The following is a 23216-nucleotide window of genomic DNA, read 5'->3' on the forward strand; positions in this document are numbered from 1 at the left end:
CGCGCCCTCCGGCGCCGCGGCTACTCCGCCGCCGCCAGGGCAGGCCGTGCGCCGGCCTGCGTCAGCTTCAGGAAGCCCAGCGCCGAGAGCCAGATCACCGCGCCGCAGGCGGCCGCGATGCCGAGCACCAGGGCGAAGCCGCCGCGGTCGTGGAGCACCGCGATGGCCGGTACCACGAAGCCGCTCGCCGTGAAGCCCACGAAGTAGCGCACGCTGTAGGCCCGCGCCCGGTAGGCGGGCGGCACGTAGCGGGCGATCATCGCGTCGTTGATCACCACCTGCCCATAGATCGCCGTCATGGCCAGCACGAGCCCGGCGAGCAGCGGCAGGCCGGTGGAGAGCGCGGCGATCCCCAGGCCCAACGGTTGCAGGATCGAGAGCGCCACGAACAGCGCCGGCAGGCTGTAGCGGTCGATCAGCCGGCCCATGGCGAGCTGCATCAGGGCCCCGAACAGGAACACCACGGTGGCGAGCGACCCGATCAGCGCCAGGGGCAGCGCGTGGCCGACGCCCTCGTCGATGACCTTGGGCAGGCTGATCGTCGTCAGGTTGAAGGTCAGGCCGCCCGCGAAGATCGCCACGGCGAACATCGCCATCAGCGCCCAGGGCCGGGTCACCGGGATCACCGCCGCGCCGCCGGCCTTCTTGGCCGAAGCCTCACCGTCGCCCGGCACCAAAGCCACGAAGGCGGCGCCGCAGGCGAGGCAGACGAGGCCCGGGACCACGAAGGCCGCGCGCCATCCGACCGTTGCGGCCAGCAGGGCGGTGACGCCCGAGGCCGAGGCCGCGCCGAGATTCCCCCAGACGCCGTTGAGGCCGAGATCACGCCCGAGCCGGCTCGCATGGGTCACCAGCATGGCCGAGCCGACCGGGTGGTAGATCGCCGAGGCGAGGCCGAGCACGCAGAGCCACAGGGCGAAGCCGAGCGGGGTCGAGGCGCTCGCCACGCCGAGGCAGGACAGGCCGTAGCCGAAGAAGAACAGGGCCAGCATGGTGCGCCGCCCGAACCGGTCGGCCAGCGAGCCCATCGGCAGGGAGCACAGGCCGAAGGCCACGAAGGCGCCGGTGGCCAGCCCGATCAGCTCGCCGTAGCCGAGCCCCGTCTGGGCCGCGATGGCGATGACCGCCGTCGGGTAGATCAGCAGCACGAAATGGTCGAGGGCGTGCGCGACGTTGACGAAGCGCAGGGTGCGGCGGGACAGGGTTGTGGGATCCATCGCGGCGTATCCTCCGGGATCTGACCCTGATAGCCTGGCCCGATGGCGGTGTCGGGCCGGATATGGATGCGAACGGGCCATTCTCGACGGCGGTGCCGCGCTCGACTGCGGCGGCCGACTATCAGCACGTGCCCCGCCCGGTCGCGGTCGTCCGCAAGCCCCTGGCGGCGGGAAGCGAGACCGGGCTGCACCACCATTCTCGCGCGCAGCTGCTCTACGCCACGGCGGGGCTGATGACCGCTTCGGCCGAGGACGGCACCTGGGTCGTTCCGGAGGGCCACGCCCTCTGGATTCCCGCGTGCCTGCCGCACGCGACGGTCGCGCACGGGCCCGTGGCCTTGTGCACGGCCTATCTCGACCGGACCGTGGTCACGACCTTCCCCGACACCTGCCGGGTGGTGGCAGTATCGCCCTTGCTGTCGGCCGCCCTGGTGGCCCTGGCAGAGGAGCCGGTGCTCTACGCGGTCGACGGCCGCGGCGGCCATCTCGCCGCGTTGGTCCTCGACGAGATCGGCCGCGCCCCGGCGACGCCGCTGACCCTGCCGCTGCCGCGCGATCCGCGCCTGCGCCGAGTCTGCCTCGGCCTCATCGCGGATCCGGCCTCCGAGGCGGATCTCGATGCCTGGGCCGACCGGGCCGGGGCGAGCCGGCGGACGCTGACCCGGGGATTCCGGGCCGAGACGGGCCTGAGCTTCGGCGACTGGCGGGCCCGGGCCCGGGTGATCCGGGCGCTCGCCCTCACGGCCGAGGGGCGGCCGCCCCGGGCGGTGGCGGCGGCGGTGGGCTACCGGAGCGGGCAGGCGCTTCGGAGCACGGTGATGCGGCTGCTGGGGCCGGCGGGTGCCCGCCAACCGCCCGCCTGATCCGTGTCGGTACGGAGAAGCGATCCAGCTTCGACCGCGCGGCGTGGCGACCGAGGGTAGGTACCCGTCCCGGCCGCCGGTTCTGGTGCCGCCGTCCTTGCGTGCGGAGCCAGGCGATCCCGCGGGCCAGGCTGTCGACATCGTGCCGGGCTGGGCCGCTATGCTGCGCGCCGGATGCCGCATCACCGGACGGCGCCAACCGGGATAAGCGACCCATGCTCTACGAACTCGCTACCTTGTCCTGCCCGCTGCTCGCCGTCGGCGAGGTCTGCACGCGGGCGCGGAACTGGGCCGCCGAGGCGGAGGCCGGGACGCTGCTTGGCTGTTGGCGGACCGAGATCGGCACCCTCGGACGGGTGCTCGTCCTGCGCGGCTTCGACACCCCCGAGGCGATGACCACGGAGCGGCGGCGCGCCCTGATGAGCGCCGGGCCGTTCCACGTCGGCGATCTGCTCACGGGTCTGACCATGGACAGCTATGCGCCGTTTCCGTTCCTGCCGCCCCTGCGGACCGGCCCGCGCGGGGGCGTCTACGAGGTCCGCACCTACCGGCTCCGGCCCGGCGGCCTCGCACCGACACTGGCGGCCTGGGAGGCGGCGATGGGGCCGGCCCGGACCTACACCGCCCATCTCGTGACCAACCTGTACGCCCTCGACGGCGCACCGCGGATCATGCACATCTGGGCCTTCTCCAGCCTGGAGGAACGGGCGCGTCTCCGCGGGGAGGTCTACGCGTCCGGCCTGTGGCCGCCGAAGGGCGGCCCGGACCAGATCCTCGAGGCGACCTCGACCATCGCGCTGCCGGATCCCGGCTCACCCCTGTCGTGAGCGGCGCGCCGTGAGGATTGGTTCTGCGGCTCGACATCCGCCCGGCCGTCCGGTGTCGGCTTGCCGCATCAGGCGGTGAACGAAATCCGGAAACCAGGTGGATCTTGCCGCTGACACCTCCGGGACTCCGGGTTGCAACACGCTCACGGTTCGGGGGCCTACAGAGCGGTCGAGGCAATTCGCCGATCGGGCACTGCAACCTGAGGGCGAACAATTATTGAATACAACTAGAAATTAGTATTTTGGTAAGGGAAGGCGTATAGCGATGACCGCTTCCGCAAGGCTGATTTCGGATGAGGAAATCATACCACTTTGCCGTTTGGCTGCGTAGGGCTCCAATCACCGCATTCGGCCGCAAAGCGAATGCTTCGATTGCCGTCGAATTTGCGCTGATATCGCCAATATTGATTGCGATGATTGGCGCTTTGATCGATTTCAGTTTCATATATTACACGTTCAATTCCGCACAACAGAGTGGTTGGCAAGTCGCTCGACAGGTCGCGATTGGACAATTGCAAGCCACGAATGCCGCCTCGACCGTGCGGAATCAATTGCCCGCCTGGGTTCAATCGAAGGCCGTAATTCCACCCGTCGTCCTGTCGAATGGTATCTATACTGTAACGGTAACGATCGCCATCGCTGACGCTACGCCGATCAAATTTCTCAAAACGGTCTACGGACCTTCGACATTGACGACAAAAGCGTCGTTTATTTCGGAGGGGGGCTGATGAACCTTGCGAGGAGCCGGGCCGGCGGGGTGTCGATCATCTTTGCGTTGATCCTGCCCGTCGCGATGGGATTGTGCGCGCTGACCTTCGACCTCGCCAATCTTCGGTACAATCAGGCGCAACTGCAATTGGCGGCCGATGCCGGAGCCCTAGCGGGGGCGGATGCGATCAGCAATCCGGCAACGGCGAAAGCGAGCGCGGCTCAGCTGGCGCAGATGAATGCTCCGCAAGGCACGTCAAACGTGGTCGGTGCGTCCGATATCGATCTCGGTATCTACGACGCGTCGAGCCGAGCATTTCAAGTCACAGCGTCGAATCCGACCGCAGTCCGCGTGAAGACGGCCCGTGATTTCGCGCATGGAAACGCGATCCAGGGGGTCTTTACGAGAGCGATCGGCCTATCGAGCGGTTACTCTGTCCACGCTTCATCGATTGCCACCGCATCAACAAGCACATGCCTTTATGCGCTGGATCCATCTTCCTCCGGCGCCGTGCAATTCGTTGGCGGCGTGACGTTCACCTCCAGTTGCGGGTTACAAGTCAACTCGAGCAGCAACAGCGCCATTACCACGGTCGGATTGTATACCGTCAACGTCAGTCAGATCTGTGACGTCGGTGGCTATCTATCGCTGGGCGTGGGCGTCTTCACGCCCAATCCGACAACCGGATGTCCTGTGAAAACAGATCCCCTGTCGACCATCCCCGAGCCGGCTCCTTTCGCGAATTGCCAAAACTCGAACGTCACGGCGATCGGAGGGGTCCTCAATCCGGGATGTTATGCGGGAACGATCACCGTAATCGGATCTGTAACCCTCAATCCCGGAATTTATCAGTTCCAGAGCGCGACTTTAAATCTTCTGGGAGGATCAATTCTCCAGGGCGACGGGGTCATGATCTACCTCGATTCGGCATCGAGATTCACGATGGTCGGCCTGGCGTCGATCAATCTCACTGCCCCTCCGAACGGGGTCTATCAAGGGATCGTCGTTTTCTATTCTCGATCGGCGGCAAATTCGGCACTGAACTTGATTGGTAGCAGTTCGATAAGCCTTAACGGTACCATCTACGCCCCGTCGACCAATTTGACACTGACTGGACTCGGCGCGATCCAGTCGAATTACGGATATCTTATCGTCAACAGGTTGATCGCGACGGGGCTTGGCGTGATGAAGTTCAATGCCTTTCCGTCCAATCCGCGGCGTCCGCCCGGATTGGTCAGCCGATCCAAGCTGGTCCTCTGACGGCGCGCGGGCTGATGCCGCTGGGTCTTCTCACGTCGCCCGCGCGGAAAAATCGATCCGCGGGTCGATCCAGACGTAGATCAGATCCGACAGCAGGTTCACCGCCAGCCCCAGGAGCGAGAAGATGTAGAGGGTGGCGAACACCACCGGATAGTCGCGTCCCACGATCGCGCGGAAGGACAGCTCACCCAGGCCGTCCAGCGAAAAGATCGTCTCGATCAGCAGCGATCCAGTGAAGAAGGCCGAGATGAAGGCGCCCGGGAACCCCGCGATCACGATCAGCATGGCGTTCCGGAAGACGTGGCCGTAGAGCACGCGCCGCTCGGACAGGCCCTTCATCCGGGCGGTGAGCACGTATTGCTTGCGGATCTCGTCGAGGAACGAGTTCTTGGTGAGCAGGGTCGAGGTGGCGAAGGCGCCGATCACCAGGGCGGTCAGGGGCAGCACCATGTGCCAGGCGTAGTCGGTCACCTTGTGCCAGGGGGAAAACCCCTCCCAGCCCTCGCTGGTCAGGCCGCGGAGCGGGAACCACTGGTAGAGCGAGCCGCCCGCGAACAGGATGATCAGCATCAGCCCGAACAGGAAGCCCGGGATCGCGTAGCCGATGATCACCACGAAGGAGGTCCAGCGGTCGAAGCGCTCGCCGTCTTTCACGGCCTTGCGGATGCCCAGCGGGATCGAGATCGCGTAGGACAGGAGGGTCATCCACAGGCCCAGCGAGACCGAGACCGGCAGGCGTTCCCGGATCAGTTGGATCACCGTCACATCGCGAAAGTAGCTGCGGCCGAAATCGAACCGGACGTAGTCCCACAGCATCTTGGCGAAGCGCTCCGGGGCCGGCTTGTCGAAGCCGAACTGCTTCTCCAGCTTGGCGATGAAGTCCGGGCTCAACCCCTGCGCGCCGCGGTAGCGGGAACTCGCCTCCCCGCCGCCGGCCGGCCGGCTGCCGCCGCCGAGGTCGCCGCCGCCGCCGGTCACGCGCGACATCGTGCCGTCGCGCTGGCCCTGCAGCTGCGACAGAACCCGCTCCACCGGCCCGCCCGGGGCGAACTGCACGATGGTGAAGGTGATCAGCATGATCCCCAACAGGGTCGGGATCATCAGGCCGATGCGGCGCAGGATGTAGGCGATCATCGCGTCAGTCCCGCCCGATCCGCTTGGCTTTCCCGGCGTCGAACCACCACGTCCCCGGTGCGCCGAGGTCGTAGGTCGGTGCTTTGGCCGGACGGCCGTAGACGTCCCACAGGGCGAGGCGGTGGGTCGAGCCGTACCACATCGGCACCCAGTAGCGCCCGGCCCGCAGCACCCGGTCGAGGGCCCGGCACGCCGTGGTCAGGTCCGCCCGGGATTGGGCGTCGGCGACGGCGGTGAGCAGCGCGTCGATCGCCGGGTCCGCGATCCCCGACAGGTTGTTGGACCCGGCGGTCCCGGCCGACCGGGACCCGTAGGTCTCGCGCAGCTCCGCCCCCGGGGTCACGCCGCTGCCGTAGCGGCGCGCCGTGAGGTCGAAGTCGAACTCCTTGAGGCGGGCCTCGTATTGCGACGGATCGACGGTGCGCAGCGTGGCCCTGATCCCGAGCAGGCCCAGGTTGCGGATGAAGGGTTGCGTGACCGCCTGGAACACGGGATCGTTGTCGAGGAATTCGAGGGTCAGCGGCTGCCCGCCCGACAGCAGGAGGCTGCCGCCCTGCCGGGTGCAGCCGGCCTCGCGCAGCAGCGCGTCGGCGCGCTTGAGAAGCGCCCGGTCCTGGCCCGACCCGTCCGACACCGGCGGCGTCCAGGCCTCGCCGAACACCTCCGGGGGGAGGTCCTTCAGGGGCTCCATCAGGGCGAGTTCCGCTGCGGAGGGTTTGCCCGTCGCCTTGAGATCCGAGTTCTCGAAGAACGAGGCGGTCCGCGCGTAGGCGCCGTACATAAGGTTGCGGTTCGACCACTCGAAGTCGAAGCACAGGCCGATCGCCTCGCGCACGCGCGGATCGCGGAACGCCGCGCGGCGGGTGTTGATCCACCACCCTTGCGTGCCGCTCGGCCGCGAATCCGGTACCGTCTCGCGGACCACGCGGCCCTCGGCGAGCGCCGGGAAGTCGTAGCCGGTGGCCCAGACCCGGGCGGTGAACTCCTCCCGGAACGTGAAGGCGCCGCTCTTGAACGCCTCGAACGCCACGGTGCGGTCGCGAAGATACTCGTAGCGGAGGGTGTCGAAGTTGTTCTGGCCGACATTCACCGGCAATTCGGCGGCCCAGTAATCCGGAACCCGTTCGAGCCCGATGGAGCGGCCGGGATCGACGGTGCCGACCCGGTAGGGGCCCGAGCCCAGGGGCGCCTCCTTGCTCGAGGCCTCGAAGTCGCGGGTGCCGTAATAGGCGGCGGAGAAGATCGGCAATTGCGCCACGAACAGCGGCAGGTCCCGGGCGCGGTCGGCTGCGAAGGTGACGACCAGCCGCTCGTCGCCCTCGGCCCGGGCATCGGTCATGGCGCGGATCACCTCGGATATCTCCGGGTGGCCCTTGTCGCGCAGGAGCTTGAGGCTGAAGGCGGCGTCCCGCGCGGTCAGCCGCGAGCCGTCATGGAACCGGGCCTGTGGACGGAGGGAGAACGTGTAGGTCAGCCCGTCCGGGCTCGCCGCGACGGCGCGCGCCACCAGCCCGTAGACCGCGTCCGGCTCGTCCAGCGCGCGGACCATCAGACTGTCGAAGGTCAGGTTCATCCCGGCGGCACCCTCGCCACGCAGCACGTAGATGTTAAGCGTGTTGAAGGTGTTGAGCGCCTGGTTGCCGATGGTCGCCGCGAGCTGCGCCGAGAAGCGCCCCCCGCGCGGCGCGATCGGGTTCACGTAGTCGAAATGCTCGAAGCCGGGCGGATACTTCAGCTCGCCGAAGCTCGAGAGGCCGTGGCGCTCCGCGTCGGCTGCCAGGACTGGCCGGACCGTGGCAAGGGCGCCCGCGCCGAGGAGGAGGGCCCGCCGGCTCGGGGGCCAGGGGGCGCCGGTCAACGGGGCGCCCCGGTCTTGGCCGCAAGCTTGTCGTCGTACCACCACGTCGTCGGGAAGCCGGAACTGGCATAGAGCGGCAGGATCGCCGGGTGGGCGAACCGGTTCCAGCGCAGGGTCCGCTGCTGGTTCGAGGACCATTGCGGCACCACGTAATCGTGGGCCAGCAGCACCCGGTCGAGGGCCCGGGTCGCCGCGATCACCGCCGGCCGGTCCTTGGCGAAGATCACCTTCTCGATCAGCTCGTCGATGCCGGGATCCTTGATCCCGATCAGGTTGCGCGAGCCCGGCTTGTCGGCCGCCGCAGAGCCCCAGTATTCGCGCTGCTCGTTGCCCGGCGAGAGCGACTCGCCCCACGAGGTCGTGGTGATGTCGAAGTCGAAGTTGCGGATCCGGTTCTGGTACTGCGCCGCATCGATCACCCGCAGGGTGGCGTCGATGCCGATCAGCTTCAGCTGCGCCGAGAACGGCAGGATCACCCGCTCGAAGGTGTTCTGGAACTCCAGGAACTCGACGGTCAGCGGCTCACCCGTCGCCCTGTTGACCATCTTGCCGCCGCGCAATTCGTAGCCCGCCTCGCGCAGCAGGCCGACCGCCTCGCGCAGGTTCTTCCGCACGGCGTCCTGCGTGTCGTTCGTCGGGTTGGCGTAGGGCGTGGTGAAGACCGAAGCCGGGATCTTGTCCTTGACGCTCTCGAGGATCGCCCTCTCGTCACCCTCCGGCAGGCCCGAGGAGGCGAGTTCCGAGCCGAAGAAGTAGGAATTGATCCGGTTGTACAGGCCGTAGAACAGGGCCTTGTTCATCTCCTCGTAGTTCATCGCCAGGTTGAAGGCTCGGCGGATTCGCGGATCCTTGAACTTGTCCCGGCGGGTGTTGAAGGCGAAGGCCTGCATGATGCCCATGCCGCGGTCGGGGAACGCCTCCTTGATCAGGCGCCCCTCCTTCACCGCCGGGAACTCGTCGTAGGCCGTGGCCCAGTTCCGGGCGATGTTCTCGACGCGGAAATCGTAGAGGTCGCCCTTCAGCGCCTCGACCAGCACGGTGCCGTCGCGAAAATACTCGTAGCGCTCGGTATCGAAGTTGTAGTGGCCGGCATTGGCCGGGAGGTCCTTGCCCCAATAATCGGGCACGCGGGTGTAGGTCGCGCTGCGGCCGGGGTCGAACTTCGCGAGCCGGTACGGGCCGGAGCCCAGCGGCGGCTCGAGGGTGGTCTCCGTGGGGTTGCGCGGCTTGCCGCTCGAATCTTTGGCGGTCCACCAGTGCTTGGGCAGGACGCGGAGCTGCCCGATCACCTGGGGCAGCTCGCGGTTGCCAGTCTCGGTGAAGGTGAAGGTCACCTCGTGCGGCCCGGTCGCCTCGGCCTTGGCCACCGTCTGATAATAGGCGGCGTAGAACGGGCTGTTGGCCTTCAGCACGTCGAAGGACCAGACCACGTCCTCGGGGGTGATCGGCCGGCCGTCGTGCCAGCGGGCGTCCTGGCGCAGCCGGTACGAGACCGAGCCGAGATCGGGGGCGATCCGCACCGCCTCGGCGATCAGGCCGTAGGAGGTGAACGGCTCGTCCGAGGATTGGGTCATCAGCGGATCGTAGATCTGCTGGATGCCGCCTTCGAGGTCGCCCTTCAGGCCCGAGACGATGATGTTGAAATTGTCGAACCCGCCCTGCGTGCCGAGGCGCACGAGGCCGCCTTTGGGGGCGGCCGGGTCGGCGTAGTCGAAATGGGTGAAGTCGGGGCCGTATTTCGGCTGGCCCATCAGCGTGATCGCGTGGGTCCACTGGCCGGTGGCGGCGGGCAGGGTCGCCGGCGGCGACGGCATCGCGGACGGCTCCTGCGCGCGGGCCGGGGCGAGCTGGAGGCAGGCGGCGAGGAGCGTCGCGGCGAGGAGGCGTCCGGTCACGGGCAGGCTGTCTCCATGTCGGCGCACCAGGGGGTGCGGGGGCATTCAGCGTTCACGAAGGTCTTAGGCCGGGGGCGGCCCGGGCGTCGAGATCGGATGTCTGCGGGTCGGTGCGCGAACGAGGCGTGACGCGTCGCACGGTTCCCTCCCCCGCCGAGGGGGGAGGGCGTTGCGGTTTTACGATCCGGTTGGCCAGCTCTCAACGCGCGAGAGAACGAAACCTCAAACCGTCCGCCCGCGCCTTCCCTCCACCAGCCACATGGCCAGCACCGCTGCCGCCAGAGCGGCGAGCGCCGCCAGTCCCAGCGTCAGGGGATAGACCTCGACGCCGCGGATATTGGCGCTGTCACTCGGCCGGAAGCCGATCCAGTCACCCCCCGCGAGGCGGCCGCTGCGCACGGTGGCGAGGCGCGGCACCTGGATGGCGCTCCCGGCCTCGGCGATCCGCCGGATCGAGCCGCCGGAACCCTCCGCCACGCCCTTCAGTCGCTCGGTGTCGCTGAACACGTCGGCGAGTTCACGCGGGTTGGCCGGGCCGACGCTGACGAAGGCCACGAGGGTGCCGGAGCGGAGCGTGTGCAGCCCCAGGGACTCGGCCTCGAAGGTCGCGCTGAACAGGCCCGGCTCCTGAGGCTTGAGCGTCAGCGTCGTCACCTTGCCGGTGGGGCCGGTAACGGTGACCGGCTCGGCCTGATCCGCCATGGTCTGGCGCTCGACCCGCACCTCCCGGCCGCGCCCGGTGGTTTGGGCGCGCAGGGCCTCCTCCTCCAGGGCCGGTTCCTTCATCAGCCAGTGGCCGAGGCGGCGGAGCAGGTCGAGATAGGGGCCGCCCTCTTGGTAACCCCGGGCCCAGAGCCAGGCATGGTCGGACAGGAGCAGGGCGACGCGGCCCTTGTCCTCCCGGGAGAGCGCCAGTAGCGGCAGGCCCTCGGCCCCCGACAGGATCGGCTCGATCCCGGGCCGGGTGCGCGCCTCGACGATGCGGAGCCAATCGCCCCAGGCGGGCGGATTGGTGTCCGAACCCGGCAGGGCACGGGTCACCGGGTGGCGCTGGCCGATCGGGGTCGGCGTCGCCTTGTAGGGTTTCTCGACCACCCGACCGTCCGGGTCCCCCGGCAGGATGCCGGCGAGCCGGGTGCGGGCGAGGCTCGCTGGCCCGGCGAATTCGGGTCCGGCCGCGATCAGCAGGGCGCCGCCCTCGCGGACATAGCGGACGATGTTGTCGAAATAGGCCTGCGGCAGCACGCTCTGGTTGGCGTAGCGGTCGAAGATGATCAGGTCGAAATCCTTGATCTTCTGGACGAACAGCTCGCGCGTCGGGAAGGCGATCAGGGAGAGTTCGGAGATCGGCGTGCCGTCCTGCTTCTCGGGCGGGCGCAGGATGGTGAAGTGGACGAGATCGACGTTGGCGTCGGACTTCAGCAGGTTGCGCCAGGTGCGCTCGCCCTGGTGGGGCTCCCCGGAGACGAGGAGCACCCGAAGCTTCTCGCGGATGCCCTCGATCGGCAGGACCGCGCGGTTGTTGACGTTGGTCAGTTCACCCTGGAGCGGCTCGACCTCGATCTCGACCACGTTCGGGCCGCCATGCTCGATCCGGGTGGTCAGCGAGAACGGCTTGTCGGTGGCGACGTCCCGCCGGCCGATCTCCTCGCCGTCGCGGCGGATGGTGACCACCGCATGGCCGGTGCCGCCGCGCTCCATGACCTCGGCGCGGATCGTCAGGTCTTTGCCGACGATGCCGAAGCGGGGCGCCTCGAGCAGCTTGATCTGCCGGTCGCGCTCGTCCGGATGGCCGGTGACGAGGACGTGGAGCGGCGCCTTGATGCCGAGCTGCGCCAGGGAGGCGGGGATGTCGTGGACCACCCCGTCGGTGAGCATCACGATCCCGGCGAGGCGCTCGGGGGGCACATCGGCGAGGGCCTGGCCCAGCGCCGTGAACAGCTTGGTGCCGTCGTCGCCGTCCTTGGCGTCGGGCACGTCGATGAAGCGGGGCTCGATGTCGGTGAGCGCCCCGAAGCGGCGCTGCAACTCGGCCCGGACCGTGTCGGTCATCTGCGGCCGGTCGCCGAGCTGCTGGGACCCGGACCGGTCGACCACGATGGCGGCCACGTCCTTCACCGGCTCCCGGTCCTCGCGCACGAGCGCGGGGTTGGTCAGCGCCGCCAGCACCAGGGCGAGGACGAGGACGCGGAGCAGGGCGGTCCGCCCCCGTGCCAGGACGGCGAACACCGCCAGGACGGCCACGACGACGCCCAGCACGGCGATGGCCGGCCAGGGCAGGAGGGGTGTGAAGCTGAGGCTCAGCATGGGGCGGAGCGCTCCGGATCCGTGATGCGGCGTCTCCCTCCCCCCTCTGCGGAGGAGGGTGGGCCGGCCGTCAGGCCGGGTCGGGAGAGGGGAGCGACGGTGCCGAAGAGGTCGCGACGGGCGTCAGATCCTGAGACGTCGCGCTGCCCCTCTCCCGACCCCCTCCGGGGGCCACCCTCCCCCACAGAGGGGGGAGGGGGAGCGGCGTTGCGCGTCTCGTCATGAAAAAAAATCACTGCCCCAGCCGCTCCAGCAGCGCGGGCACGTGGACCTGGTCCGCCTTGTAGTTGCCGGTGAGCGTGTACATCACGATGTTGACGCCGCCCCGGAACGCCATCTCGCGCTGCCGCTGGTCGCCGCCGACCACCGGGTAGAGCGGCTCCCCACCCCGGCCCACCGCCCAGGCGGCGGCGAGGTCGTTGCCGGTGATGATGATCGGGCTGACCCCGTCACCGGCCCGGGCCGGGCGGCGCTCGGCACCCTCGGCGGCCGGCGGCAGGGCCTCCACCCAGGTCTGGCCGGTGGCGTAGCGGCCGGGGAAGCTGTCCACGAGGTAGAACGCCTTGGTCAGCACGTGGTCGAGGGGCACCGGCTCCAGTTCGGGCACCTCGAGCGTCGCCAGCATCTTGCGCAGGTAGGCGGCCTCCGGGGAGGGCGGCCCGCCGGGCCGGGCCGTGAGCGCGTCGCGGGTGTCGAACAGCACGGTGCCCCCGTTGCGCATGAACGCGTCGATCTTGCGGATCGTCGTCTCCGAGGGCTGCGGCCGAGACGGCGCGATCGGCCAGTAGATCAGCGGGTAGAAGGCCAGCTCGTCCTTGGCCGGATCGATCCCCGCGGGCTCGCCGGGTTCCAGGGCGGTGCGCGAGGCCAGCATCTGGGTCAGGCCGGTGAGGCCGGTGCGGCTCGCCTCGTCGACGGCGGCATCGCCCGTGATCACGTAGGCCAGGCGCGTCACCAGCGCCGATTCGATGCCGTTCGGCCGGTTGATCGGCGGCTCCTCGGCGCGCACGGGCTGAATCGGCAGGGCCGCGATCAGGAGGAGGCCCGCGAAGGCCAGCACCGCCGGGCGTCCGCGCAGGCGTCCGATCAGCCCGCTCCGGCTCAGGAACCCGCCGAGCCACAGCCCCGCCAGGGTGTCGAGGGCCAGCAGCAGCAGCGCCAGGGTGAACAGGCTCGGGCGCAGATCGACGGTCTCGGCCCCGGCGAGGGAGCCGGTGCGGGCCCCGTCGAGGGCGACGGCGTCGAGGGGTTTCAGCCGATCGTCCGGTTTCAGGGCGTTCACGCTGATTCCTCCGTCCGGCGGGCCGTAGAAGCCCGGCGGATGCTCCGGGTTCGCCCGGTCGGCATAGTCGGCCGCCACCGCCGTGGCCGAGGCGGGCGGCGAGCCCAGCGCGCCGAACCCGTCCAGCGTCACCCGGGGGGCCAGGACCGGGGCGGCCGCCCGCGGCGCCTCGCCCGGAATCGGCGTCGCGGCGCCGGCGAGCGCGACCACCCGCCGGAGCATGTCGATGAACAGGCCCGAGAGCGGCAGGTTCGACCACGTCGTGTCGGCGGTGACGTGGAACAGCACGATCGTCCCCTGGCCGCGCTTCTGCGCGGTGACGATCGGCGTGCCGTCCTGGAGCGAGGCCCAGGTGCGGTTCGGCAGATCGCCGTCCGGCTCGGCCAGGATCTGGCGGCGCACACCGATATCGGCCGGCGGCTTGAGGCCGGCAAACGGGCTCTCGGGCGGGAACGGCGCCAGGGTCTTGGGGCTGTCCCAGGAGAGCGTCCCGCCGAGAGTCCGGCCGCCCCGGCGCAGCCGCACCGGCACGAGGGGATCGTTGCCGGCGGCGAGGCGCGGGCCGGCGAAGCGCAGCAGCATGCCCCCCGCCTTCACGAAGCTCTCGATCCGGGCCGTGGTCTTGTCGTCCAGGGCGCCGACATCCGCGAGGACGAGCACCGAGACCTGATTGTCGAGGAGCTGGTTGATCGACTCCGCCGTACCCTTGGCGCCGCGGGGCTCCTGCACGTCCGCGAAGGGCTGGAGCGCCCGGGCGAGGTAGTAGGTCGGCGCCAGCAGGGGCTGGGCCTGGTCGAGGGTGCCGCCGAAGACCAGCCCGACCCGCCGCCGTTTGCCGCGCTCGTCCTGCAGCACCACCGCCCCGGCCGAGCGCTCGCCCGCGATCTCCAGGCGGCTGATGCTGTTGCGCAGCTCCACCGGCATCTCGAAGGCGGCCTGTGCTTCGGTCGCGTCGGCCGCGAAGGCGAAGTCGCGCTCGGCGAGGGGCAGGCCCTTCTGGTCGAGCGCCCGGATCACGCCGGTGTCGCGCCCGTTCGGCGCCGCCCGTAGGGCGTGGGCGACGAGGGTGCCGGCATTCTCGGTGGCGGTGAGCGCCAGCGCCGGGGGCCGGTCGGCCCGCAGGATCGTCAGCGCCGCACCGCTGCCGCCGACGAGGTCGGCGAGGCCCTTGGCGAAGCGCTCGTCGGCGGCTCCGGCGACGCCGTCGCTGATCCAGACGAGGCCGGCGCCCCGGTTCTTGCCCAGGAAGGTCTCGATCGTCGCGAGATGCGCGTCGCGGACGGGCAGGATCGGGCGGGGCGCCAGGGCGCGCAGGCGCTCCAGGGCGGCGGCCGGGGTCCTCGCCTCGAAAGCCGCCGGAGCGTCGGCAAGGCCGATCACCGCCACGGGCCGGCCGTCCCGGGCCGCGCCCTCCACGGCATCGGTGGCGACCCGCAGCCGGTCGCGCCAATCGTGGGCGGCGGGAAAGCCGTTGTCGAGGAGTACGAGGAGCGCGCTGCGCCCGCCCCCGGCGCCGACGCCCCCGGCATTCCAGACCGGCCCGGCCACCGCCAGGATCAGGGCCGCGGCGATCAGCAGACGCAGCAGCAGCAGCCAGGGCGGCGTGCGCGCCGGATTCTGCCGCTGCGGGATCAGGTCGGCCACGAGCTTGAGCGGCGGGAACTCGATCCGCCGGGGCCGCGGCGGGGTCACCCGCAGCAGGAACCACAGGGCCGGCAGGCCGATCAGGGCGGCGAGCGCCAGCGGGGCGGCGAAGGTCAGACCCAGCATGGCGCCCTCACTCCGGGCCGCGGGCGGCGATCAGCGTGGCGAGCCGCAGGGCCCCCTCGCTCGCCGGCCGGTCGGTGCGGTGGATCGTCAGGGTCCAGCCCTGGCCGCGGGTGATGGCGGCCAGCGCCGCCCGGTGCGCGGCGATCCGGGCGCGGTAGCGCGCACCCCAGGCATCGGCATCGCCGATATCGAGGCTGAGGCCGCCTTCGAGGTCGTGCAGGACGGCCTGGCCGGTGAACGGGAACGTCTCCTCGATCGGGTCGACGATCATGAGCAGATGCCCGCGGCTGCCACGGCCGGCGAGGCTCTGGACCGAGGCGGCGATCCGGTCGGGCTCCGTCAGGAAGTCGCCGATCAGCACGACCTCATCGAACCGGGCGGGATGGGCCTGCGGCGGCAGATCCTGGGTCAGGCCGGCCTTGTCGGCCACGAGGGACTGCGCCATCCGCTCGACGATCCCCCGGGACGCGGTGGCCCGGGTCAGCCCCAGGAGCCCGACCCGCTCGCCGCCCTCCACGAAGGCGTCGGCCAGCGCCAGACCGAGGATGAGCGCACGCTCGACCTTGGGCGCCGACGCCAGGTCCGAACAGAAGCCCATGGAGGCGGAGCGGTCCATCCACAGCCAGATATTGTGGGCCGCCTCCCATTCGCGCTCGCGCACGTAGAGCCGGTCGTCCCGGGCGGAGCGCCGCCAGTCGACCCGCGCGGCGGCCTCGCCGGTGACGAAGGGGCGGAACTGCCAGAAGCTCTCGCCGGGTCCCGCCCGGCGACGGCCGTGCAGGCCGTGGGCCAGCAGGCTCGACACGCGCCGCGCCTCCAGGACGAGGCGGGGCATCTTGTCCGAGAGCGCCGTCGCGCCCTCGCTCTCGCGCCGGCCGGGAATGCGCCTGCCTGCGTCGAGGGCGTGGGTGGCGACCAAGGTCAGATCGTCTCCGCGAGCTTGCCGATCAGGCCCTCGATGGTCTCGCCGTCGGCGCGGGCGGTGTAGCTCAGGGCCATCCGGTGCTTGAGCACCGGCTCGGCCAGGGCCTTCACGTCGGCCACTGAGGGAGCGACCCGGCCCTCGATCAGTGCCCGGGCGCGGGCGGCGAGCGTCAGCGCCTGGCTGGCGCGGGGGCCGGGCCCCCAGAGGAGCTTGTCCTTGACCAGCGCGGCGCCGCCCTCGGGCCGGGCGGCGCGCACGAGGTCGAGGATCGCCTCGACCACGGCCTCGCCCACGGGCAGCCGGCGCACGAGGCGCTGGGCGGTGAGCAGCTGCTCGGTGGACATCACGGCCCGCGGGCGCACCTCGTTCACGCCGGTGGTCTCGATCAGGATCCGGCGCTCGGCGGCGCGATCGGGATAGCCGACATCGATCTCCAGCAGGAACCGGTCGAGCTGGGCCTCGGGCAGCGGGTAGGTGCCCTCCTGCTCGATCGGGTTCTGGGTGGCGAGCACGTGGAACGGCCGCGGCAGGTCGTGGCGGGCGCCGGCCACGGAGACGTGGCCCTCCTGCATCGCCTGGAGCAGGGCCGATTGCGTGCGGGGGCTCGCCCGGTTGATCTCGTCGGCCATCAGGAGCTGGGTGAAGACCGGTCCCTGCACGAACCGGAAGGCGCGGCGGCGGTCGGCATCCTCCTCGAGAATCTCGGTGCCGAGGATATCGGAGGGCATCAGGTCCGGGGTGAACTGCACCCGCCGCGCGTCGAGGCCGAGCACGGTGCCCAGCGTCTCGACGAGCTTGGTCTTGGCGAGGCCGGGCAGGCCGACCAGCAGGCCGTGGCCGCCGGCCAGGATGGTCACGAGGGCGAGGTCGACGACCTTCTCCTGCCCGAAGATCACCCCGTGGATCGCGTCCCGGGCCGCGCCGACGGCGGCGAGGCAGCTCTCCGCGGTGGCGACGATACCGTCGTCGAGGGTGGTGGCCGGGCTGATCCCCTGCGTCATGCCGATGTCCATCTCCTGCCCCCGGAGTCCCGCGGGACCCCACCGGTCATCCGGCCAATGTGGGGCCGTTCGCACCGGGCTGGCAAGGTCGGGATCGCCGCACGGTGATTCGCGGGGAGATCCGGGGGCGCGAGAAGTGACGGGCTCGGAGACGCCGCCATCGTTGCGCCATGGCGACGCCTCCGCGGCGGCCTCACGCGGCGCGCGGGGGCCTCACGCGGCGCCCGGCGGATCCGCGGAGGTCGTGCCCGGTTTGCGGCCAACGGTTCCGGGAGATCTTTGCGCTTAAATAATCAGATCTTCCCCTCAAGACCCATCGTGTAATACTTGTGCACGATCTTGTCCTGGTTCTCCAGCAGCCAGTCGATCGACGGCTCGTTGGTCATGGCCTTGCGGATCGCCTCGGTCATGCCCCTGCGCTGGATCTCGAACAGCGCCTTGTGATCGACCGTCTCGGCCTGGATCACCCCCGGGCTCAGCCAGACCGAGCAGATGATGCCGAGATCGTTGGCCTTCTCCTTGGGGATGTAGCCCGCCCGCACCGCGTCGAGCACGCCGTTGGCGATGGCGAACTGGACCGTGCCCATCAGGATCGAGGTGTACTTGCTCTCGGTGACGCTCACCTTGGACACGCAGAGCGTCACCGGCCGGACCATGATGTCGGTGTTGAGCAGCGCGAAGACCCGGCTGTGGCCGACGACCTGATCGCCGGTCAGCGTCGCGATCGCGGTGCCGACCGGCCCGTCGAGCTCGCCGATGATGACCTCCGGTTCGGAGGCGGTGTTGGGCGGCCCGCCCGCCACGAGCGCCTCGCCGGCGCGGAGGATGATGCGTTCGCTCATACGGTCGACTCCATGGGTCACGGCTTGATGGGTCACGGCTTGGATTTTGGCGTGCGAGCGCGCCCGATCGTGTCGCGCGGCGTGCCCGATGGGTCTCCCCTAGCACGCGTTCCGGCACGGGGCGCCCGCCTTCGGCGCCGATCCACCCCGATCCGCGACCGGGACGGCACCGGACCCCGCCCTTGGCGCGGGCGGCCCGGACCATTAGGAAGGCGCGCATGCCGGGACGGTCGTGCCTGCGACCGCCGGCCGAACCCTCTGATGTCTCTCGCGGATCGCGGCGTGGGCAGCTTTGCGGGCTTCCCGCGTATCCGGACCTGACCATGCGTTTTCGAGATGTGTTCGTCGCCGGATCGTCGGAGAAAGCCGGCCTCGCCGGGGCGGCGCAAACCCTCGCGCGTCCGCTGACCCGGCGGCTGAAGCGCCGCCGCCGCACCGAGCCCCGGCAGGCGGATCTCATCCGCGCGGTGAAGGAATCCGGCCTGTTCGACCCGGCCTGGTACGCCCGGCGCTACCCCGACGTGGTCGGCGAGGGGCTCGACCCCGCGCTCCACTACGCGGTCCATGGCGGTCGCGAGGGACGCTGGCCGCACCCGCTGTTCCACGGCGACCTCTACCTCGATTCCGTCCCGGGGCTGCGGGCGGAGGGCATCAACCCGGTGCTCCACTACCTCGACCGCGGCGCCGCGGCGGGGATCCGCCCGAACCCGCTGTTCGATCCCGACTGGTACGCCGAGCGCTATCTCGGCGGCGCCGGGCAGCGCGGCCGGGCGTTCCTCGACTTCCTGGGCCGGACCGACACCGACCCATCGCCGCTGTTCGACAGCGCCTGGTACCTGTCCCGCTATCCGGATGCCCGCGCGGCCGGCGGCAATGCCCTGAGCCACTTCTACGAGACCGGCCGGAAGCAGGGCTACCTGCGCAACCCGGAGGAATTCGCCGGCCTGTCGCGGCATGTCGACCTGATCCGCCGGTCCGGCCTGTTCGATGCCGCCTTCTACCGCGGGCGCTGCCCGGAGGCCGAGACCAGCGGGCTCGAGCCGCTGGAGCATTACGTGATGGCCGGCGGCTACCGCCGCCACGCGCCGCACCCGCTGTTCGATCCGGACTGGTACGCCGCCCAATCCGCCGCGGTGCGGGCCGACAGCCTCAACCCCCTGGTGCATTATCTGGAACACGGCGCCGCCGAGGGGCTCGATCCGGGCCCCTGGTTCGACACGCGCTGGTACACGAAGACCCATCTCGCCGACGATCCGGCCGGGCCAAACCCGCTGGTCCACTTCCTCGCCGATGGCGGCCGCACCACCAGCCCGTCGCCGCGCTTCGACGCGCCCTGGTACCGCGCCCGCTATCCGAAGGTGGCAGCCCTTGGGCTCAACCCGCTCGTGGATTACGTCACCACCGGCCTGGAGGCCGGGCGCCTGACCCGCCGGGTCGCCGAGGCCGCCGTGCCGGAAGCCGCCGAGGCCCGCCTGTCCTGCCTGAAGCGGGAACCGCGCCGGCACGACCGCACCGCCCTGTTCATCACCCACGCCCCCGAGGGCCGGATCCGGGGCCATGTCGAGCCCTATCTCGAGGCCTTCGCGCAGAACGGTATCGACATCGTCCTGATCATCGCGGCCGACCAGCACAAGAACGCCGTCCCGCAGGCGATCCTGGACCTCTGCGCCTCCGTCTACCTGCGCGAGAACCGGGGCTTCGACTTCGCCGCCTGGGCGCATGTCCTGCTGGAGGATGTCGACCTGCTCGATTGCGAGACCCTGTACCTCGCCAATGACAGCCTCGTCGGCCCCCTCGACCGCGGCGACTTCACCGGGCTGCTGGCCAAGATCGACGCCTTCCCGGAGGCGGTGATCGGGCTCGCCGACAATTTCTACTACAGTCACCACCTGCAGAGCTTCTTCCTGGCCCTGAAGCGGCGCTGCCTGTCGTCCTATGCGTTCAACCGCTTCCTCCAGGCGGTGGCGAACTGGCCGGACAAGAACGCGGTCATCACCGAGTACGAGCTGACCTTCTCCGGACGGATGCGGGCGGCGGGGCTCGGCATGCGCAGCCTGTTCTCGGCGCAGAACAAGCACATGTCGCTGGTCAACGACCCGCGCAACAACCGCACCCTGTTCGACTGGGAGAACATGCTGGCGCAGGGCTTCCCGTTCGTGAAGCGCTCGCTCCTGGGCGAGCACGCCGCGATCGGCGGCGCGGCCGTGCGGGAGGCGATCGCCGAGCGCGGCTTCGACCTCGACCGGCTCGATGTGACCTACACGTATCCGGGCGCGAAGATCTGGGCCGACCTGCGCAGCCCCCAGGCGCCGGACCGGCCCCTGCGCGTCGCCTTCGTCTCGCCGATGAACTACGCCAACGGGCTCGGCGTCGCGGCCCGCAGCTACGCCCGCGCCCTGCACCGGGCCCCCTTCGCCCTGAACGTCCATCCGATGGAGCGGCCGTTCCACGTCCACGCCCGGGTGGCGCCGGCCTGGCAGGCCCGGACCTTCTCGGGCCCGGCCGACGTCGCCCTGGTGCATTTCAACGGCGACAGCTGGCATTCCCTGATGAGCGACCGGCAGCAGGCCATCGCCGCGCAGGCGCGGCTGAAGGTCGGGCTGTTCGTCTGGGAGACCTCCCACGTGCCCGGGGGCTGGCTCCCCACCGTGGACGGGCTCGACGCGATCTGGGCGCCCACGGAATTCTGCGCGGCGATCTTCCGGCAGATCACCGACATCCCGGTCGATGTCGTCCCCTACGTGGTCGAGAACGAGGCCGGCGAGCCGGCCAGCGCCGCCGCCAAGTCCAACCTCCGCAAGGCCTTCGCCATCGATGCCACCAAGAAGGTCATCCTCTACGCCTTCGACGGGTCGAGCTACCTCGCCCGCAAGAACCCGCATGCCCTGATCCGGGCCTTCCGGGCGGCCGGACTGGGGCAGGCGGGCTGGCAGCTCGTGCTCAAGACCAAGCACGTCTTCGACCTGCCCGAGGAGGGCAGGAAGCTCCTCGACCTCGTGGGCAGGACCGGGGACGTGGTGGTGATCGACCAGCCCCTCTCCCAGAACGAACTCGGCGCCCTGTTCGAACTCTGTGCGGTCTACGCCTCGTCGCACTCGTCCGAGGGGTTCGGCCTGACGATCGCCGAGGCGATGGAGATGGGCAAGGTCGTGGTCGCCACCGATTACGGCGGCAGCCGCGACTTCCTCGACGCGACCTGCGGCTTCCCGGTGAAGGCCGAGATCGCCGCCCTGGACCGGACCTACGGTCCGTACCTGCGCGGCGCCGAGTGGGGCCAGGTGGACGAGGCCGACCTCGCCCGGGCGCTCACCGACGCCGCCCGGGCGGTGGCGAGCGGGGATGCGGGGCGGATCGGTGCCGCTGCCCGGGCGCGCATCCGCGCGCGGCTGTCGATCGCCGCGGTGGCCTCCGCCATGGAGGCGAGCCTGTCGCGTCTCCTCGCCGCCGAACGTTCCTGACGCCCCGGAGACGCGACCCGTGCTGAAGAAGAAACCGGTCCCGGCCCCGTCGGCCTCCTGGGGGGCGTGTCCGTGGCCGGACTCGATCCTGCCGCTGCCCCTCGACGCGCAGTTCCGCCCCGTCGACGAGCGCCGGCTCGGCCAGGTTGCCGCCGGGCAATTGCCGGCCTGCCGGGCTCTGTTCGTAGCGCCCGCGGCCTCCGAGCTGCACCCCGCCCTCGTGGCGCATCTCACGGCCGCGATGGCGGCGTGGCCCGATATCGGCATCTTCTACGGCGACGACGCCGTGGTTGACGGCGCGGGTCAGGTCCGGAATGTCCATTGCAAGCCGGCCTTCAACCCGGCCCTGCTGATGGCCGACGACTATATCGGCTTCCCGCTCCTGATCCGCGCCTCGGTCCTAACGGGAATCGGCCCCGAATTCGGCCTGCGCCACGGCAGCGCCGCCTGGTTCCGGTTCTTGCTCGCGGCGATTTCCGCGGGGATCGGGATCGACCGCATCCCCGAGACGCTGATCGCCTCGCCGCTGGAGCGCCCGAAGGCGACCCGCACGGCCCGCGGCCACACCCTGGACCGGTGGTTCGAGACGACCGGCGTGCCCCTGCGCGCGACCCCGGGGCTGACGCCCGACACGCTGGAGATCCGCCGGAGCCTCGACGCGCGGCCGGCCGTCACCCTCGTGGTGCCGACCAACCAGAGCCGTCCGAAGGACGATGACGGCCGGGCGCTGGACGGTGCCAAGCCGCACGTGATCAACCTCCTCGACAGTCTCGGCCGCAGCACCTACTCGGCCGACCGGATCCATGTGCTGATCGGCGACGATACGGACAACGACGCGATCTACCGCGGCCGCAACGACCGCTTCCGGGTGACCCGCCTGCTCACGACCCGGGCGCCGGGGGAGCCGTTCAACTACGCCGCCAAGATGAACCTGCTCTGGCGGGCCGCCGAGACCGACCTCGTCATCCTCATGAACGACGACCTGGTGGTGCGCCGGCCGGGCTGGATCGAGGCGCTCCTGACCTTCGCCCTGGACCGCGGCGTCGGCGGCGTCGGCGGCCGGCTGCTGTTCCCGAACGGCAGGCTCCAGCACGCCGGCATGACCGGCGGCATCTTCGATGTCTTCGCCCATCCCTGGTACAACCGGGATGCGGCCGAGCCGACCTACGGCGACTGGGCGCTCACCCAGCGCGACTGTTCGGCGGTGACCGGCGCGCTCTTCGCCACGCGCAAGGCGGTGCTGGAGGCGGTCAACGGGTTCGACGCGGATTTCGCCCTCGATTTCAACGACGTCGACCTGTGCCTCAAGCTGCGCCAGCTCGGCTACCGGATCGTCTACACGCCGTTCGCCGAGATGGCGCACCACGAGAGCGCCTCGCGGCAGGCGAGCTTCGCCCCGGGCCCGCAGATCGCGCGCTTCCTGCGCCGTTGGAACGACGTGCTGGCGGAGGATCCGGCCTACAGCCCGCAGCTGCGCACCGACATCGACGTGGTCGCCCCCCGGGCCGAGGCGACGCGCTGGATCACGGAGCGCCGGGCGGAGGCGGCGGCCTGACCGATGCTCCCTGAGTGACGAGGCGCACGGATGCACGCAACGGCCAAACCTGCGTCTCTCCCTCCCCGCTCTGCGGGGGAGGGTGGCCCCCGAAGGGGGTCGGGAGAGGGGAGCGACGATTCAGAAAAGGGCTGTGCGCTTCAAACCGGCTCTGCCCTGTTCGGAAGCCGGTTCCCCTCCTGCAGGACGACGTCCCGGCCCGACCCCTGCTGAGGCAGGGGCCACCCGCCCCCGCAGAGGGGGGGGGAGGGCGGGCGCCCGCCGGCTCCGGACTGCCCCATCCCTCGACCGGACGATGCTTCCGAACGGCACG

Annotated in this window: 15 protein-coding genes; 6 read left to right on the forward strand and 9 right to left on the reverse strand. The window is 70.3% G+C overall.

Annotated features, from left to right (window positions below; translation table 11 throughout):
* Positions 1-20: 20 nt before the first annotated feature.
* Entirely contained in the window at positions 21-1217 is a 1197-nt protein-coding gene (locus AC3IF3_RS15110) for an MFS transporter (protein ID WP_489229394.1), read from the reverse strand.
* A gap of 62 nt (positions 1218-1279) precedes the next feature.
* Between AC3IF3_RS15110 and AC3IF3_RS15115 the strand changes: the two genes are divergently transcribed.
* From AC3IF3_RS15115 to AC3IF3_RS15130, 4 genes are all read left to right on the forward strand, one after another.
* Entirely contained in the window at positions 1280-2080 is an 801-nt protein-coding gene (locus AC3IF3_RS15115) for an AraC family transcriptional regulator (protein WP_489229395.1), read from the forward strand.
* A gap of 215 nt (positions 2081-2295) precedes the next feature.
* Positions 2296-2907: an NIPSNAP family protein gene (locus AC3IF3_RS15120; RefSeq protein ID WP_489216964.1), complete on the forward strand. Its 612-nt coding sequence runs from the start codon at positions 2296-2298 to the stop codon at positions 2905-2907.
* Between the two features lie 293 nt (positions 2908-3200).
* Positions 3201-3635 carry a TadE/TadG family type IV pilus assembly protein gene (locus tag AC3IF3_RS15125; RefSeq protein ID WP_489229396.1) on the forward strand — a complete coding sequence of 145 codons (435 nt, stop codon included), beginning with the start codon at positions 3201-3203 and terminating at the stop codon, positions 3633-3635.
* Positions 3635-4876 (forward strand): pilus assembly protein TadG-related protein, encoded by a 1242-nt coding sequence (locus AC3IF3_RS15130; protein ID WP_489229397.1) that lies wholly within the window; start codon positions 3635-3637, stop codon positions 4874-4876. The genes AC3IF3_RS15125 and AC3IF3_RS15130 overlap by 1 nt, the downstream gene beginning before the upstream one ends.
* Positions 4877-4906: 30 nt before the next feature.
* On the opposite strand, the gene AC3IF3_RS15135 is transcribed toward AC3IF3_RS15130, so the two are convergent.
* The 8 genes from AC3IF3_RS15135 to AC3IF3_RS15170 all read right to left on the reverse strand — a co-directional run bounded on the left by AC3IF3_RS15135 (position 4907) and on the right by AC3IF3_RS15170 (position 17890).
* Positions 4907-6010 (reverse strand): microcin C ABC transporter permease YejB, encoded by a 1104-nt coding sequence (locus AC3IF3_RS15135; RefSeq protein ID WP_489216970.1) that lies wholly within the window; start codon positions 6008-6010, stop codon positions 4907-4909.
* 4 nt (positions 6011-6014) lie between these two features.
* Positions 6015-7868 (reverse strand): extracellular solute-binding protein, encoded by a 1854-nt coding sequence (locus tag AC3IF3_RS15140; protein WP_489229398.1) that lies wholly within the window; start codon positions 7866-7868, stop codon positions 6015-6017.
* On the reverse strand, positions 7865-9808 hold the full coding sequence (locus tag AC3IF3_RS15145; RefSeq protein ID WP_489229399.1) for an extracellular solute-binding protein: 1944 nt from the start codon (positions 9806-9808) through the stop codon (positions 7865-7867). Before AC3IF3_RS15145 ends, AC3IF3_RS15140 begins: the two co-directional genes overlap by 4 nt.
* A gap of 177 nt (positions 9809-9985) precedes the next feature.
* Positions 9986-12070, reverse strand: coding sequence for a hypothetical protein (locus tag AC3IF3_RS15150; protein WP_489229400.1), 2085 nt, complete (start codon positions 12068-12070; stop codon positions 9986-9988).
* Positions 12071-12302: 232 nt separating this feature from the next.
* Positions 12303-15122: a DUF4159 domain-containing protein gene (locus AC3IF3_RS15155; RefSeq protein WP_489229401.1), complete on the reverse strand. Its 2820-nt coding sequence runs from the start codon at positions 15120-15122 to the stop codon at positions 12303-12305.
* 7 nt (positions 15123-15129) lie between these two features.
* The gene (locus AC3IF3_RS15160; RefSeq protein ID WP_489229402.1) at positions 15130-16041 is read right to left on the reverse strand and encodes a DUF58 domain-containing protein; all 912 of its coding nucleotides are present in this window, start codon (positions 16039-16041) and stop codon (positions 15130-15132) included.
* A 2-nt stretch (positions 16042-16043) separates the two neighbouring features.
* On the reverse strand, positions 16044-17048 hold the full coding sequence (locus tag AC3IF3_RS15165; protein ID WP_489229403.1) for an AAA family ATPase: 1005 nt from the start codon (positions 17046-17048) through the stop codon (positions 16044-16046).
* A gap of 293 nt (positions 17049-17341) precedes the next feature.
* A complete protein-coding gene (locus AC3IF3_RS15170) occupies positions 17342-17890 on the reverse strand; it encodes a formaldehyde-activating enzyme (protein WP_243968413.1) in 549 nt (182 codons plus the stop codon).
* Between the two features lie 323 nt (positions 17891-18213).
* Here AC3IF3_RS15170 and AC3IF3_RS15175 point away from each other — a divergent pair, with 323 nt between their 5' ends.
* Entirely contained in the window at positions 18214-21348 is a 3135-nt protein-coding gene (locus tag AC3IF3_RS15175) for a rhamnan synthesis F family protein (RefSeq protein ID WP_489229404.1), read from the forward strand.
* A gap of 19 nt (positions 21349-21367) precedes the next feature.
* The gene (locus AC3IF3_RS15180; protein WP_489229405.1) at positions 21368-22903 is read left to right on the forward strand and encodes a glycosyltransferase family 2 protein; all 1536 of its coding nucleotides are present in this window, start codon (positions 21368-21370) and stop codon (positions 22901-22903) included.
* Positions 22904-23216: the final 313 nt, after the last annotated feature.

The organism is Methylobacterium sp. J-118, from assembly GCF_057836565.1.

Coding starts and splice junctions, on each gene's coding strand:
- AC3IF3_RS15110 (WP_489229394.1), bottom strand. CDS start 1,217: ATGGATCCCACAACCCTGTCCCGCCGCACCCTGCGCTTCGTCAACGTC.
- AC3IF3_RS15115 (WP_489229395.1), top strand. CDS start 1,280: ATGGATGCGAACGGGCCATTCTCGACGGCGGTGCCGCGCTCGACTGCG.
- AC3IF3_RS15120 (WP_489216964.1), top strand. CDS start 2,296: ATGCTCTACGAACTCGCTACCTTGTCCTGCCCGCTGCTCGCCGTCGGC.
- AC3IF3_RS15125 (WP_489229396.1), top strand. CDS start 3,201: ATGAGGAAATCATACCACTTTGCCGTTTGGCTGCGTAGGGCTCCAATC.
- AC3IF3_RS15130 (WP_489229397.1), top strand. CDS start 3,635: ATGAACCTTGCGAGGAGCCGGGCCGGCGGGGTGTCGATCATCTTTGCG.
- AC3IF3_RS15135 (WP_489216970.1), bottom strand. CDS start 6,010: ATGATCGCCTACATCCTGCGCCGCATCGGCCTGATGATCCCGACCCTG.
- AC3IF3_RS15145 (WP_489229399.1), bottom strand. CDS start 9,808: ATGCCCCCGCACCCCCTGGTGCGCCGACATGGAGACAGCCTGCCCGTG.
- AC3IF3_RS15150 (WP_489229400.1), bottom strand. CDS start 12,070: ATGCTGAGCCTCAGCTTCACACCCCTCCTGCCCTGGCCGGCCATCGCC.
- AC3IF3_RS15155 (WP_489229401.1), bottom strand. CDS start 15,122: ATGCTGGGTCTGACCTTCGCCGCCCCGCTGGCGCTCGCCGCCCTGATC.
- AC3IF3_RS15165 (WP_489229403.1), bottom strand. CDS start 17,048: ATGACGCAGGGGATCAGCCCGGCCACCACCCTCGACGACGGTATCGTC.
- AC3IF3_RS15170 (WP_243968413.1), bottom strand. CDS start 17,890: ATGAGCGAACGCATCATCCTCCGCGCCGGCGAGGCGCTCGTGGCGGGC.
- AC3IF3_RS15175 (WP_489229404.1), top strand. CDS start 18,214: ATGCGTTTTCGAGATGTGTTCGTCGCCGGATCGTCGGAGAAAGCCGGC.